Raw genomic sequence first — 14,103 nt, forward strand, 5'->3', positions numbered from 1 at the left:
CGGCCGCCCCCAGGCTCTATGCGTTTTTGTTACTTGGCGAACTTCGCCGCGATCTCTGCAGCGGACGTCTGCAATCCGTCAACGTTCTTGTCGCCGCCGAACTTGCTCACGGCGGTGCTCAGATCGTTCAACCAGGCAACGGGCACTGCTGCACCGTGAGCCAGGGAGGAAACAATCTTGTCCTGGCCAAAGTCCTTGATGGCGCTCTTCTGGTATTCAGAGAAGTCATCGGTCTTGGCAGTGGTGTTGGCCGGGATGGAACCCTTGACCTTGTTGAAAGCAGTCTGGCCTTCAGCGGAGCCGATGGTGGTCAGCCAGGCCTTGGCGCCGGCCGGGTTCGGAGCACCCTTGGGCAAGGTGAAGGAGTCAGCGAGGAAGTCGAAGGTGCCCGCTGTTCCCGGTGTGGGGAAGTAGACGTAGTCGACGCCGGGCTTGTCGCCGTCCTGAGCGAACTTGGCTTCTGCCCAGTCACCCATGACGTTGTAGGCTGCTGCGCCATCCTGAACGAGCTGCGTGGCCGGAGCCCAGTCGCTGAGGGAGTCGCGGTCGGTGTTGGTGTAGGTCAGGGCCTTTTCGTAGGCCGTGATGGCCTTGGTTACGTCGGCGCCCTTCCAGTCAGTCTTGCCATCCCACAGTCCGTTGTAACCATCGGTGCCCAAGCTGGAGAGCAGGATGTTTTCAAACAGCTGAACCTGGGTCCAGGAACCGGCAACAGCCAAGGGGATCTTGCCCGTGGCCTTGATCTTGTCCATGTCGGCGAACCAGGCATCGAGGTCCGCTGCAGGCTTGGTCGGGTCGACGTTGGCGGCCTTGAGCACTTCAACGTTGGCCCAGACCACGTTTGCACGGTGAATGTTGGAGGGGACGGAGTAGATCTTGCCGTCAACAGTCAAACGATCAACCAGGTCCTTGGGGAACTGGGCCGTGAGGTCATTGTCCTTGTAGAAGGAGGAGAGATCTTCGAGCTGATCAGCGTCGATGTAGTCCTGGAGTTCGGCACCAGCGTGGGCCTGGAAGGAATCCGGCGGGTTGCCAGCCTTCAACTGGGCAGCCAACACGCTCTTGGCCTGTGAACCGGCACCACCGGCAACAGCCAAGTTGTCGAAAGTGACATTCGGGAAGTCGGTGCCAAATACCTTGACCAAGGCATCCAGGCCGGCCTTCTCCGAACCGTCGGCCCACCAGGTGAAAACGCCAACTTTGCCTGTTGCATCCTTGGCGTTGGAGCTGTCACTGGGGGTGTTGTCGGCGCCGCCGCCACAGGCCGCCAGGGTCAGACCCAGCGTTGCAACTCCGGCAAGCAACGATAGACGACGTCGCATGTTTATCCTCCGTGAATAATTGTTCGAAATGATGATCGGCAGGAGTACAAGACGTACCCGCTCTCCAAAAGTTACCTGCATCACAATTTGCAGTCAACTATTTAACGCAACAGATTGGTAACAGTCTGAAATGTTGCCGAAATGAGGCGGCATCAACTTATAGTTTTGGTGGCCGCCTCCGACTGTGACGGGCCCAGTCGTCAGCGCCGGTCCTGTGGCAGGCCGCGGCGGGACAGTGCCAAGGAGATGGCGCCCAGGGCTTCAGCCCGGTCGCCAAGTGATGACATGACAACAGTGGTTCCCTCGCCAATAGCGGGGACGGCATGGCGGATCAAGCCGCGACGGATGGGGTTCAGCAGGGTTTCGCCCAGGGCCGCCAAGGGTCCGCCCACAACGATGATCTCAGGATTGATCATGTTGGCCACGTTGGCGATGGCCCTGCCGACGGCCATCCCGGCGTCGTCAATGACACGCAGGGTGGCCGAATCGCCTGCCATGGCGTGGCGGATGATGGCACCAACCGTCAAGGTCTCACTCTCGCCCCGGCTCAGCAGCTCGATCATGACGGCCGTTGAGGCCACTGTTTCAAGGCAGCCGCGGTTTCCGCAGCGGCACACCAATCCCTGATCAAAGATGGTGGCATGGCCGATCTCTCCGGTGATTCCGGTATGCCCATAGTAGGGTGCGCCATTGAGGATCAGGCCCGCCCCAATCCCGCTGCCGATCTTCAGAAAAACCAGGTCACGGGCAGCCTTGTGCTCGCCCCAGGTGACTTGGGCCAGGGCCCCCAGATTGGCGTCATTGTCGGCAAAAATAGGCATGTCCAGGGCTTCTTCAAGCCGCGCCACAATATTGACTCCCACCCATTCGGGCAGGATGGCCCCGCGAATAACTGTGCCTGTCCTGTGGTCAATGGGCCCCGGAACGCCAACGCCGGCACCCTTGACCTGGCCGCGTTCGATCCCGGATTCTGCCAAGAGATCCGCCAACATGGCCGCGGCCGTGGCAATACTTTCGGAGGCCAGGTGACCAACCGGGAGCGGCGCAAACTTTTCGGCCTTGACGATGAGTCCCGGACTGGCCAGGACCACCCTGACGTGGCTGCGGCCAAAATCAATTCCAGCGGCAATCTCAGGAGTTTCCAGCAGGCTCACGGCCAATGCGCGCCGCCCAGAACTGGTGGTGGGATGGGTGGTGGTCAGCCCTTCTGCTGAAAGGGCTTTGACAATGTTGGAGATTGTTGCCGTGGACAGTCCGGTGGCGCGAGCCAGTTCAGCCTGGGACAAAGCCCCAAGTTCTCGCAGCGTTTCAATGATGAGTCGTTGATTGCGCTGGCGCAGGGCTGATTGTGAACCGGGCTTGGGCATGTGGCCGGCGGCAGGTGTGGGGGCATTACTCATTGTAGTAGCGTGCATCACACCGGGTAATGCAGTCAAGAGGTTAACGCAAAATGGACTCTCACATGCTTTTTGTCTTAACGCAAGAAATGTGAATCCTGTTATGGATGCCAGTTTTACTGCAGGAAGGAGCCTTCACGAGCTGGCCGACTAGGCCCCATGCGTTCATGAGTGTCCAATAGTTGTTGAAATTGTTGGAAATGTTAGTTTTTGGGCATTCGCTCTAGGGCTGGACCAGCTTGTGCTTGCGGGCCAACGCCACGTAGTTTTCGGCGTTTTCGCGAACGTGCTCTCGTTCCTCGGCGCTCAGTTCCCGGCGCACCTTGGCCGGAACACCCGCTACCAGGGAGCCCGGGGGAATGACGGCGCCTTCCAGAACCACCGCGCCACCTGCCACCAGGGAACCTGCCCCAATGACGGCACCGTTCATGATGGTGGCGCTCATGCCAATCAGGCAGTCGTCCTCAATGGTGCACCCGTGGATGACGGCGCTGTGGCCCACACTGACACCGCTGCCAACGTGGGTGGGGAAGCCGGGGTCGGCGTGCAGCACCACATTGTCCTGCAGATTGCTGCCCGCACCGACGCTGATGGAGTTGGTGTCCCCGCGCATCACCACACCGTAAAAGGCGCTGGCGTCAGCCCCCAGTGTGGCCTGGCCAATCAGAACTGCCGTGTGCGCAACGAACGCACTTTCATGCACTGTGGGGGTAATGCCGTCAAAAGTGATCAGTTGATTCATGGTGGATCCGTTCCAGGAGGCGGGCAGGCTGTTGCCAACGCACGCATTTGCACTCTTCTAGCCGATGGTACCCAATGCTGGCTTGCCGCAACGGGCAAATCGTCCCGTGAGCGCCGTTGGGTGGTGAGATTGCACCCACACTTTCTGGCGGCGGCGCCGCTACTGTGGAAGCTGAGGGAACAGCCCGGGCAAACCACTAAGGAGTAAACATGTTGTTGGCGTTGTTGCAGGCTAATGCCGTGCCGCTGGACATGGCGGGGAACCTTGCCGTCATTGATGCAGCGGCCAGTGACGCTGCCGCCGCCGGCGCTGACCTCCTGCTCACACCTGAGCTGTTCGTGCCCGGCTACGATCCCGAACGCATTCACGCCGAATTTGAGCCCGGGCAGTTGCCGCGGCTTCGCCATGAGCTCGCCGATATTGCCAGAAATCATGGCATCGCCCTGGTCTACAGCCTCCCGCGAGTGGACGGCGCCCGCCTCAGTATCAGTGCCACACTGGTGGACGCCGCCGGCGCCGAGCTGCTGGACTACGGAAAAGTTCACCTCTTTGGCGACGCCGAGCGGGCGGCTTTCGTCGGCGCAACGGAAGCTCCCGGCGTCGTGCAGTTCAAGGACCTGTTTCTTTCGATAGTCATTTGCTACGACGTGGAATTCCCCGAGACAGTACGCGCGGCAGGCGTGCGCGGGGCCGACGTGGTGCTGGTCCCCACCGCCCTGGCGCACGGATTTGACGAAGTTCCGCAGGTTTTGGTGCGGGCCCGGGCGCTGGAAAACCATGTGGCGCTCGCCTACGCCAACCACTGCGGCGTGGAATCATCCGTGGCCTTTGGTGGCGGCAGCGTCATTGTCGGGGCCGACGGCGGATTCCTCGCCACCGCCGGGCCGGACGCCACACTGCTCTACGCCCAGCTCGACGCCGAAACCATCCGGTCCACCCGCAAGGACGTGCCCTACCTGTCCGAACGCCGCCCCGAACTCTACGCAGAGTGGGCCCGGCACTAGGGCGCAGGCGGGGAATACTGCAGGGCGATCCAGAGGTCCGCTCGGGTCTGTGCGTCGTTGAGGTCGCGGTCCAGCAGTTCAGCGACGACGCCAATCTGGCGCCGGACGCTGTTGCGGTGGAGCCCCAGCGCCTTGGCCGTGGCATCCCAGTTGCCGTTTTGCGCCAGCCAGCCGCGCAGCACGTCCAAGAGGGCGTCCTGGCGTTCAGGTTCCAGCAACGGTGCCAACACCTGCCCGGCCAGCATGGCCCCGGCTTCGCGGCCCAACAGCCCCGTCACGGACCACGTCACTGAATCCACCCGCAGGGTCTCCGCGGTGGCGCGTGCCCGGGCGCGCAGGGCACCCACTCGCTGATAGGCGGCTGGCAGGCTGTTTAGTTCCACGGGGTCGCCGATGACCAGCCGCCAGCCGAGGCGCTGCGCCTCGGCCACGGCGGCGTCGTCAACCTTCAGGCGTGTCACCGCGGCAAAGCCATATTCGGTGATCTCCACGAGCTTGGTGTCGAAGATGCGCCGCCACTGCAACAGCTCGCGTACGGGGGAGTCGGAGCTGCGCCACTGCGGCGCGTCCACATTGACGCCTTGGACCACGCGCATGGGCGCCGACCGGGTGGAGCCAAGACTTTGCGCCAGCAAGTCCTTGGCGGCCGACACTTCGCGGGCCGTGCCCGTGGCGAGCGTCTCCGGGTGCAGCAGCAACGCGGTGGCCAGCTGGCTGGGGGCCAGTGAGCCGCTGGTGCGTTGCCGGGAGAGCAACTCCAGCAGGCCGACGGCGGAGGAGACAATGTTGTTGTGGGCCGGTGACAACCGTTCGGCCGAACCAATCACCAGGGCGCCAAGATTCACATCCCGGGTGCTGCGCAGCGGGTGCCCCACCACGGACTCGGATCCGGGTGAGGGGTAGCTGTCCAACTCCACGCGGGGGCCTGACCCGGAGAACAGCCGCTGTAGCAGCGGGCCAAGCGTCACGACGTCGGCCGGGTTGCTTCCGGCGCGAGCCCGCACCTTCCCGTCGGCCCCCACCAGCACCGCCCAGCAAGGCACGCGCTGCACTAGGGTTCCCAAGACTTCCTGGTCCGGGCGGGGGGACAGCACCGAGCGCATGAGCATCCGGTTGGTCTCGGCGAGTTGGCGGAACACCTTGGCCGAATCGGACTCCAGAAGCTGGGCAAACTGCAGCCCGATGGCGGCGAACGGCACCGTGGGTGGCACCTCCACCAGTGTCAGCCCGTGGCGTCGGCAGGACGCTGCCAGGGCAGGCGGCACCTCATGGTGGTACGGGGTCAAGCCAAACCCCAGGGCGCAGACCTTGGCCCCGGCCAGCCGCTCCACATAGGCGTCAATCGCATCCGCAGTCCCGCCCTCGCCCAGCAGGGGAAGCCCGGCAGTCAGGACAAACTCGCCGTCCATCAAATACGGCGTGGGGTCAGCCAGCTCGCTCGGCTCCACCCAGCGCAGGCGTGCCTGCAGATTGGCGTCGTGCAAAATGGTCAGCTCATCGGGCAGCTCCGCCAGGAACTGGGCCAGGGTGACAGAGCGGAACCGTGACTCCACTTCCTCATTGGACAGGGGAAGGGAACGGACCCGCTGGCCCTTGGTGTCAGCGGCCATGGGTGTACACCCGCTGCAGTCTCGGGGCGATGCGGTTGATGATCTCGTCGCCATGGCTGTTGATGGCCGCGCCCCAGTCATCGGCGCTCGCCGCCCCCACCTCCGGATCGCCAAACAAAAGCGCCGTGTCACCGACCTTGACGCCGGTCTGGTGCCCCAGATCCACCATGAACTGGTCCATGCAGACCTTGCCGATGACCGGCACCTTGTGGCCGCCCACCATGACGATGCTGCTCCCTGAGATGCCCTTGGGAATGCCGTCGGCGTAGCCCAGCGGGATAAGCCCCAGATAGCGTGATTCGTGGGTGATGGCCCGGTGTTCGTAGCTGACACCCGTGCCCGCAGGGACATGCTTGACCAGTACCACGGGAGCCGAAACGGACAATGCCGGGCGCAGGCTGAAGTCGGCCGGGTCAAGGTGCTCGGCAGGAGAAAGACCGTACATGGCAAGGCCGGCACGCACCATGTCGAAATGGAATTCGGGCCTCGCCAGGATGTTCGCCGAACTGGAGACGTGCCGCAACGTTGGCGTCAGCCCGACGTCGTGCGCCTCCTGGACCGCTTCCTCAAAGTCCGCCACGGCGGCCGTGTTGGCCGGGTGCGCCGGGACATCGGCCCAGGCGAGGTGTGTCCACACCCCGCGGACGGACACGGCGCCGGTGAGTTCCGCCGCACGCGCCGCGGCCACCAGGGCGGGCCAGTCCTCACGGCGGGCGCCACCACGACTGAGGCCGCTGTCCAGCTCAAGATGGATGAACGCCGTCCGGCCCAAAGCGTGCGCGGTCCCGGCCACAACTTCCAGCTGGGCCACACTGCCCAGGGACACATCGATGTCATGCTGCACGGCGTCCGTGATGGCGCCACCGGATGAGGTGGCTAGGTAGAGCCAGGCCAAAATGGGGGTGGTGATGCCATCGCGCCGCAGGGTCAGGGCCTCCGATAACTGGGCTGTCCCCAGCCAGTCGGCGCCGGCGGCCACGGCGGAGCGTGCCGTTTCCAGCAGGCCGTGGCCATAGGCGTTTCCCTTGACGACTGCCATGAAATGCGGGGCTGTGGTGTGAGCGCGTAAGATGCGTACGTTGTGCTCTATGGCGTCCAGGTCAACGCTGACCGTGCCGGTGATGAGTTCCGAGGAGCCGGGAACGGTTGGTGCGTTTAGTCTCATGGACACAGCGTACAGGACGTTTTGCACTCCAATGAGATGCGCATCACAGGAATAGTGTTGAGGAACTTGCACAGCATTACCTGCACTCGCAGGACCACACAGAATGGGATTTAGAGAATGTCACTACGTGATCAGCCCAGCCCGCAGTCAGTGTCGACTGCAACCGCCGGGGGTCCGCACGGAAGCAGGCCAGCCGTTGGCCTGGGGCGGCAACTGCTGCGCCGCAAGCCCCTGGGGCAGATGCTCCATGAAGCCGAGACTGGCTCCGGCGGCCGGAAATTGGTCCGTAGCTTTGGCGTCTTCCAATTGACCATGATCAGTGTGGGAGCCACGCTGGGAACCGGCATCCTGGTGATTCTTGGTGATTCCGTGCCTCTGGCCGGGCCCGCCGTGTTCATCTCCTTCCTGATTGCTGGCATCGCCGCACTGCTCTCCGCCGTGTCGTACGCGGAAATGGCGGGCATGGTGCCGGCGGCAGGATCCAGCTACTCCTACACCTACGTCACCCTGGGTGAGGGCATGGCCTGGATCTGCGGTTGGTGCCTGGTGCTCGAATACGCGGTCTCGGTGGCCGCCGTGTCCGTTGGGGCCGGTCAATACATCAACGAATCCTTGGCCGCCTTTGGCTGGGCGCTGCCGGACGCCATCTCCCAGCCGCCCGGAGCCGGTGGTTTGCTGAACCTGCCAGCCATGGCCATTGTGTTGCTGTCCATGGTTTTGCTGATTCGAGGTGCCAAGGAAAGTGCCTGGGTCAACACGGCCATTGTGATCGTCAAGATCGCGATCCTGCTGTTCTTCTGCGCCATTGCTTTCAGCGCCTTCTCCATAGGAAACTTGAGCCCGCTCATGCCCATGGGCGCCGCAGGCGTCTCCGCCGCAGCATCCCGGGTGTTCTTCTCCTATATAGGGTTCGACGCCGCTTCCACCGCCGGCGAGGAAGCCAAAAACCCGCAGCGTGATCTGCCCCGGGCCATCATGCTGTCCATGATCATCGTGACCACCTTGTATGTGCTGGTGGCTGTGGCCGCCGTCGGCGCCCGCGAATGGACCTGGTTCGACGGAACCCAGGCGGCCCTGGTGCAGATCCTGCTGGAAGTCACGCACCAGCCGTGGATTGCCCTGGTGTTCTCCGTGGGCGCCGTGCTGGCCATTGCCAGCATTGTCTTGACAGTGCTGTACGGCCAGACCCGCATCCTGATGTCCATGTCCCGGGACGGGCTGGTGCCCAAAATATTTGGCCGGATCTCCGAAAAGCGCGGCACTCCCGTGGCCGGCACCTTGATTGTGGGCATCGTGGTGGCGCTGACGGCGGGGCTGGTCCCGCTCGGTGCCCTGGCCGACGCCACCAGCATCGGCACCCTGTTCGCCTTTGCCCTGGTCAACATTGCCGTGATCTACCTGCGCCGCAACCGTCCCGAGCTCAAACGCAGCTACAAGGTGGCGTTCTACCCCGTGACCCCCATTCTGGGCGCGCTCATGTGCATCTACTTGATGGTCAACCTGGGCGGCCACACCTGGGTGGTGTTCCTCGCATGGATGATGGTGGGGTTGCTGGCATACTTTGGCTACGGCCGCCGCCATTCCAAGGTGGCAGCCCTGTCCGAGGACGAATACCAAGAACTCTCCACCCGCAGCATTGAGACGGACAGCGCTCCCTCCGAGGACACCAACACCGTGAAGGCACCGTAACCATGACTGACGCAATCACCATGCTCAACCCTGATTTCCCGTTCAGCTACGACCACTACCTGGCGCACCCCGCCGGCTTGGGCAGCGTCCCGGCGCAGGCCCACGGTACCGAGGTTGCCGTTATCGGGGCCGGGCTGTCCGGTCTGGTGGCCGCCTACGAACTCATGAAGATGGGGCTCAAGCCCGTCATTTTTGAGCCCGAACAAATCGGCGGACGGCTGCGCACAGCCAGTTTCCCGGGGGCGCCGGAAGTTACCGCGGACCTGGGCGGGATGCGCTTCCCGGTCTCCGGACGCGCCTTCTACCACTATGTGGACCAGATGGGACTGGCGAGCGAGGAGTTCCCCAACCCGCTCTCCGGGGCAACCTCCAGCACGGTCATTGAACTGACCGGCGAATCCCACTATGCGGTCACCGAGGCGGACCTCCCGGAGTTCTTCCACGAAGTGGCCCGGGCCTGGCGAGCTTCCGTGAATGACGGCGCCGCGTTCGCCCAGATGCAAGAAGCCATCCGGGTGCGGGACACCAAAACCATCAAGGAAATCTGGAACGCCCTGGTGCCAGCCCTGGATGAGCAAACCTTCTACGGTTTCATTGCCGCCAGCGAAGCCTTCAAAAAGGCCGGCTTCGGCCACCGCGAGGCCTTTGGACAGGTGGGCTTCGGTACGGGCGGCTGGGACACCGACTTCCCCAACTCGATCCTGGAGATCCTCCGGGTGGTCTACACCGACGCCGACGACGGCCACCGCAGCATCGCCGGCGGCGCGCAAAGGCTCCCCGAGGCACTGTGGGAGGACGCGCCGTCGGGCATGGAGCACTGGCCTGAAGGGACCTCGCTGAAGTCACTGCACGCCGGATCCCCGCGCGGTGGTGTGGCCAAGATTGCCCGTGCGGAGGACGGCTCGCTGGAAATTACCGAGCGCTGGGGCAAGACGCACCGTTTCCCCGTCGTGATCAGCACCTGCCAGTCGTGGCTGCTCTCCACCCGCATCAATACGGAGGAATCGCTGTTTGCCGCGCCCATGTGGACGGCCATTGAACGTTCGCACTACATGCAGTCCTCCAAGACCTTTGTCATGGTGGACAGGCCGTTCTGGAAGGATATTGATCCGGAGACGGGCCGTGAGGTCATGTCCATGACCCTGACCGACCGGCTCAACCGTGCCACCTACCTGCTGGACAACGGCCCCGATGCGCCCGCCGTCATCCTGCTTTCCTACACCTGGAACGACGACGCGCTGAAGTGGCTCTCGCTCTCGGCTGAGGAGCGGGTGGAGCTGATGCTGCACTCGCTGGCCCAGATCTACCCGAACGTGGACATTGCCTCACACATTGTGGGGGCGCCCATTACGGTGTCCTGGGAGGCTGACCCGAACTTCATGGGTGCGTTCAAGGCCAACCTGCCCGGCCACTACCGTTACCAGCAGCGGCTGTTCACGCATTTTGACCAGGCGGAGCTGCCCGAAAGCCAGCGGGGCATCTTCCTGGCCGGCGACGACGTCTCCTGGACGGCGGGATGGGCCGACGGCGCCGTCACCACCGCGCTGAACGCCGTGTGGGGTGTGGTCAAGCACCTGGGCGGCAGCTCGGCACCGGAAAATCCCGGCCCGGGGGAGCTGTTGGCCGAGATCGGGCCGATGTCCCTGGACTGAGCGCCGCCGGGCCCTACCAGCGGGGGTGGATGTCCGTGCGCAGCAGCTCGTTGTAAAGGTCTCGGACTCCCTGGTTGAAATCCGCACTGAGGCCACCCAGGGTCCCGGCGGCCGCATTGGCCCTGGCTTGGGCGGTGGACCGGGCGCCGGGGATGACTGTGCTGACGCCGTCACATTGGGCCACCCAGGCAAGGGCGGCCTGCGCCGTCGTCGGCCCGTCCAAATCCTTGGCGAGCCGGGCAAAGCGTTCGGCGGCCTGAAGCCCCACGGCGTAGTCGACGCCGGAGAATGTCTCGCCAACGTCAAAGTGGCTGCCGTCGCGGTTGTAGTTTCGGTGATCGTTGTCCGGAAACGTGGTGGCGGGGGTGTATTTGCCTGTGAGCAGGCCACTGGCGAGCGGGACGCGGGCAATAATGCCAACCCCGGCCTCCAGTGCTGCTGGCAGCACCGCATCCAACGGTTTGAGCCGGAACGCGTTGATGATGATCTGGATTGTAGCCACGTTGGGCCGCGTGATCGCCGCAAGGGCCTGATCGCAGGTCTCCACGCTCAGCCCGTAGTTGGCGATGGCGCCCTCGGCAACCAGCGTGTCTAGGGCGTCATAGACCTCATCCGAGGTGACGACGGCCGTGGGTGGGCAGTGCAATTGGACCAAGTCCAGCGTTTCCACGCCGAGGTTTCTGCGGGAGCGCTCGGTCCAGGCACGGAAATTCTCCAGCACATAGTTTTCCGGCATTTGTTCCAGGCGGCGGCCCATTTTCGTGGCGACGGTAATGCCGGTGCCGTGGTCGCGCAAGAATTTGCCAATGACTTGTTCGCTGCGGCCATCGCCATAAACATCGGCGGTGTCGAAAAATGTCACACCCGCGTCTGCTGATGCGGCCAGGACAGCCAAGGCGTCGGCTTCGCTGACGTCGCCCCAGTCGGCACCCAGCTGCCAAGTTCCCAGCCCGACGGCGGACACAGTGCGATTCGTTTTGCCCAACACATGAGTTTGCATGGCCCCAGCCTAGCCACTTCGGCTGCCGCCTTGGCTATGCGCATCGCCAGCAGCCAGCGGGGCGCAGCTGTGACACTGGCGCAGCGTTCGGTCTCAGTAGTGCGTATGAGCAAAGTGATGGTTAGCTATGCGCATCGCCAGCTGCCAGCGAGGCGCAGCTTTGACACTGGCGCCACGGGTGGTCTCAGCAGTGCGCATGAGCAAAGTGATGTTTGGCTATGCGCATCGCCAGCTGCCAGCGAGGCGCAGCTGTGACACTGGCGCTGCGCCCGGTCTCCGCAGTGCGCTTGGGCAACGTGGTGTTTGGCTATGCGCAGCGTTCTGTCTCAGCAGTGCGCATGGGCGGAGACATTGGCCCAAATTTACGGAATTGTTCAACAATGCCTTGCCTAAATTGTTCAACAACCTGTAGTGTTCCTTGGGATACTTCCTGTGACTCCGGTCACCCAATTTGGATGGATGGAACCATGGCCACCCCGGGCACCAAGCCAAAAATGATTACCCCATCGAAGCGCACGGCCCTGCTGGGTGCCATGTTCCTGATGGCCACCAGCGCCATCGGGCCGGGGTTCATCACCCAGACCACCGTCTTCACCGTCCAGCTGGGTGCGGCGTTTGCTTTTGCAATCCTCGTTTCCATCCTGGTGGACATCGCCGTCCAGCTCAACGTGTGGCGCGTAGTGGGGGTCTCCGGTCTGCGGGCCCAGGAATTGGGCAACAAAGTCCTGCCTGGGGCGGGCTGGTTCCTGGCCATCCTGGTCTTTGCTGGCGGCATGGTGTTCAACATCGGCAATATTGCCGGCACAGGCTTGGGCATCAATGCCATGTTGGGGCTGGACCCCAAGATTGGCGGCCTGCTCTCGGCCGCCGTTGCGATCCTGATCTTCCTGTCCAAAAGGGCCGGCATGGCGCTTGATAGAATTGTGGTCCTGCTGGGCGCCATCATGATCCTGCTCATGCTTTATGTGGCCATCGTCGCCGCCCCGCCGGTCGGTGAAGCGCTGAAGAACACCGTTCTGCCTGACAAGATTGACTTTCTGATCATCACCACCTTGATCGGCGGCACCGTGGGCGGGTACATCACCTACGCCGGGGCACACCGCATGCTCGACTCCGGCGCCACCGGCGTAGCCCACGTCAAGGACATCACCCGCATTTCCGTGCTGGGTGTCATTGTCACCGGCATCATGCGGGTCCTGCTGTTCCTGGCCATCTTTGGTGTGGTGGCCGGCGGAGTCACCCTGACCAGCAGCAACATGGCGGCGGAAGCCTTCGGCGCCGCGGCCGGCGAGATCGGCATGCGGATGTTCGGCGTTGTGCTCTGGGCGGCATCGCTGACATCCGTGGTGGGCGCCTCCTTCACCTCGGTGTCCTTCATCACCAAGTCCACCACCTCCGAACGCAAGCGCAATTTGCTCACCGTCGCCTTCATTGTTGTCTGTTCCATTGCGTATGGGCTGATCGGCCAGGCCCCGCAAAAGCTCCTGATCTTCGCCGGTGCGTTCAACGGCCTGATCCTGCCCGTGGGCTTTGCACTGCTGCTCTGGGTTGCGTGGCGCCGCCGGGACCTGCTCCACGGCTACGTGTACCCGAAATGGTTGCTGATAGTGGGTGCCGCTACGTGGCTGCTCACCTTGTTCCTTGGCTGGCAGTCGCTCTCAGGCCTGGCCCGCCTCTGGACCTCCTGAGGAATCGGCTGACCATGACAACGAAAACGCACGGCGCCCTGCCTGCCAATCCCGGCCAGCTCCGCCCGGACGCCGCCCGCCGGCTCTTCCGCGAGGGCCTCATCACCCCCACAGCCGGCTGGTCGAGGGGATTTGCCCAGGCCAATCTGATCATCGTGCCCCAGGCGCTGGCCTTCGATGTGCTCCTCTTTGCCCAGCGCAACCCCAAACCGTGCCCCATTCTGGGCGTGCTCGACGCCGGCGAGACCACCGGGCCGCTGTTGGCCGGAGGCGACATCCGCACCGATGTGCCCCTGTACACGGTTTATGAAAACGGCATAAAGACCGCCGAGGTGGCGAATATTGCCCAGTACTGGCGTGATGACCTGGTCACGTTCATCGTAGGTTGCAGCTTCACCTTTGAGGCGGCCCTGCAGGACGGCGGCATCAACATTGCCCACATAGACCAGGGCGTCAATGTGCCCATGTACCGCTCAAATATCCGCTGCACGCCGGCCGGTTCCATGTCCGGGCCGCTGGTTGTTTCGATGCGCCCCGTGCCGGCTTCCCAAGTTGCCGACGCCGTCCGGATCACCTCACGCTACCCGGCCGTGCATGGAGCCCCCGTGCACGTGGGCAATCCGGCCGAACTGGGCATCACGGATCTGGGCCGTCCGGACTTCGGGGACCCGGTGGCGATCCCGCCGGGACACATCCCGGTATTCTGGGCGTGCGGGGTCACGCCACAGGCGGCCATCATGGAGTCCCGGCCCGCCCTGGCCATTGGCCACGCGCCGGGCCACATGCTGATCACCGACGCCAGAGACACCCACTACCAGGTGCCGTAGCGGGTCC

The 14,103-nt window shown here is 63.5% G+C and carries 11 protein-coding genes; 5 read left to right on the plus strand and 6 right to left on the minus strand.

Going from position 1 to position 14,103, the window contains the following annotated elements; translation table 11 throughout:
• Nucleotides 1-29: 29 nt before the first annotated feature.
• From CVS27_RS02420 to CVS27_RS02430, 3 genes are all read right to left on the minus strand, one after another.
• Nucleotides 30-1,322: an ABC transporter substrate-binding protein gene (locus tag CVS27_RS02420; RefSeq protein ID WP_103464157.1), complete on the minus strand. Its 1,293-nt coding sequence runs from the start codon at nucleotides 1,320-1,322 to the stop codon at nucleotides 30-32.
• Between the two features lie 200 nt (nucleotides 1,323-1,522).
• Nucleotides 1,523-2,722: an ROK family transcriptional regulator gene (locus tag CVS27_RS02425; RefSeq protein WP_103464158.1), complete on the minus strand. Its 1,200-nt coding sequence runs from the start codon at nucleotides 2,720-2,722 to the stop codon at nucleotides 1,523-1,525.
• A gap of 220 nt (nucleotides 2,723-2,942) precedes the next feature.
• A complete protein-coding gene (locus CVS27_RS02430; RefSeq protein WP_103464159.1) occupies nucleotides 2,943-3,461 on the minus strand; it encodes a gamma carbonic anhydrase family protein in 519 nt (172 codons plus the stop codon).
• 209 nt (nucleotides 3,462-3,670) lie between these two features.
• Between CVS27_RS02430 and CVS27_RS02435 the strand changes: the two genes are divergently transcribed.
• The gene (locus CVS27_RS02435) at nucleotides 3,671-4,465 is read left to right on the plus strand and encodes a nitrilase-related carbon-nitrogen hydrolase (RefSeq protein ID WP_103464160.1); all 795 of its coding nucleotides are present in this window, start codon (nucleotides 3,671-3,673) and stop codon (nucleotides 4,463-4,465) included.
• Here the strand turns inward: CVS27_RS02435 and CVS27_RS02440 are convergent.
• Both CVS27_RS02440 and alr read right to left on the minus strand, forming a co-directional pair.
• Nucleotides 4,462-6,075 carry a PucR family transcriptional regulator gene (locus CVS27_RS02440; protein ID WP_103464161.1) on the minus strand — a complete coding sequence of 538 codons (1,614 nt, stop codon included), beginning with the start codon at nucleotides 6,073-6,075 and terminating at the stop codon, nucleotides 4,462-4,464. The genes CVS27_RS02435 and CVS27_RS02440 overlap by 4 nt on opposite strands.
• The gene (gene alr / locus CVS27_RS02445) at nucleotides 6,065-7,240 is read right to left on the minus strand and encodes an alanine racemase (protein WP_103464162.1); all 1,176 of its coding nucleotides are present in this window, start codon (nucleotides 7,238-7,240) and stop codon (nucleotides 6,065-6,067) included. The genes CVS27_RS02440 and alr overlap by 11 nt, the downstream gene beginning before the upstream one ends.
• 240 nt (nucleotides 7,241-7,480) lie before the next feature.
• On the opposite strand from alr, the gene CVS27_RS02450 reads away from it, so the two are divergent.
• Together CVS27_RS02450 and CVS27_RS02455 are read left to right on the plus strand one after the other, a co-directional pair.
• The gene (locus CVS27_RS02450) at nucleotides 7,481-8,929 is read left to right on the plus strand and encodes an amino acid permease (protein WP_243400039.1); all 1,449 of its coding nucleotides are present in this window, start codon (nucleotides 7,481-7,483) and stop codon (nucleotides 8,927-8,929) included.
• A 2-nt stretch (nucleotides 8,930-8,931) separates the two neighbouring features.
• Nucleotides 8,932-10,581 (plus strand): flavin monoamine oxidase family protein, encoded by a 1,650-nt coding sequence (locus tag CVS27_RS02455; protein WP_243400022.1) that lies wholly within the window; start codon nucleotides 8,932-8,934, stop codon nucleotides 10,579-10,581.
• Nucleotides 10,582-10,594: 13 nt separating this feature from the next.
• On the opposite strand, the gene CVS27_RS02460 is transcribed toward CVS27_RS02455, so the two are convergent.
• Nucleotides 10,595-11,581 (minus strand): aldo/keto reductase, encoded by a 987-nt coding sequence (locus CVS27_RS02460; protein WP_103464164.1) that lies wholly within the window; start codon nucleotides 11,579-11,581, stop codon nucleotides 10,595-10,597.
• Nucleotides 11,582-12,048: 467 nt separating this feature from the next.
• Between CVS27_RS02460 and CVS27_RS02465 the strand changes: the two genes are divergently transcribed.
• Together CVS27_RS02465 and CVS27_RS02470 are read left to right on the plus strand one after the other, a co-directional pair.
• On the plus strand, nucleotides 12,049-13,269 hold the full coding sequence (locus CVS27_RS02465; protein ID WP_243400023.1) for an NRAMP family divalent metal transporter: 1,221 nt from the start codon (nucleotides 12,049-12,051) through the stop codon (nucleotides 13,267-13,269).
• Between the two features lie 14 nt (nucleotides 13,270-13,283).
• Entirely contained in the window at nucleotides 13,284-14,096 is an 813-nt protein-coding gene (locus tag CVS27_RS02470) for a putative hydro-lyase (protein ID WP_103464166.1), read from the plus strand.
• Nucleotides 14,097-14,103: the final 7 nt, after the last annotated feature.

Origin of the sequence: Arthrobacter glacialis, assembly GCF_002909445.1 — a bacterium.
GTDB lineage: Bacteria > Actinomycetota > Actinomycetes > Actinomycetales > Micrococcaceae > Specibacter > Specibacter glacialis.

Bases quoted from the DNA above. Each gene is read 5' to 3' on its own strand.
- CVS27_RS02420 (WP_103464157.1), bottom strand. From the start codon at position 1,322: ATGCGACGTCGTCTATCGTTGCTTGCCGGAGTTGCAACGCTGGGTCTG.
- CVS27_RS02425 (WP_103464158.1), bottom strand. From the start codon at position 2,722: ATGAGTAATGCCCCCACACCTGCCGCCGGCCACATGCCCAAGCCCGGT.
- CVS27_RS02430 (WP_103464159.1), bottom strand. From the start codon at position 3,461: ATGAATCAACTGATCACTTTTGACGGCATTACCCCCACAGTGCATGAA.
- CVS27_RS02435 (WP_103464160.1), top strand. From the start codon at position 3,671: ATGTTGTTGGCGTTGTTGCAGGCTAATGCCGTGCCGCTGGACATGGCG.
- CVS27_RS02440 (WP_103464161.1), bottom strand. From the start codon at position 6,075: ATGGCCGCTGACACCAAGGGCCAGCGGGTCCGTTCCCTTCCCCTGTCC.
- alr (WP_103464162.1), bottom strand. From the start codon at position 7,240: ATGAGACTAAACGCACCAACCGTTCCCGGCTCCTCGGAACTCATCACC.
- CVS27_RS02450 (WP_243400039.1), top strand. From the start codon at position 7,481: ATGCTCCATGAAGCCGAGACTGGCTCCGGCGGCCGGAAATTGGTCCGT.
- CVS27_RS02455 (WP_243400022.1), top strand. From the start codon at position 8,932: ATGACTGACGCAATCACCATGCTCAACCCTGATTTCCCGTTCAGCTAC.
- CVS27_RS02460 (WP_103464164.1), bottom strand. From the start codon at position 11,581: ATGCAAACTCATGTGTTGGGCAAAACGAATCGCACTGTGTCCGCCGTC.
- CVS27_RS02465 (WP_243400023.1), top strand. From the start codon at position 12,049: ATGGCCACCCCGGGCACCAAGCCAAAAATGATTACCCCATCGAAGCGC.
- CVS27_RS02470 (WP_103464166.1), top strand. From the start codon at position 13,284: ATGACAACGAAAACGCACGGCGCCCTGCCTGCCAATCCCGGCCAGCTC.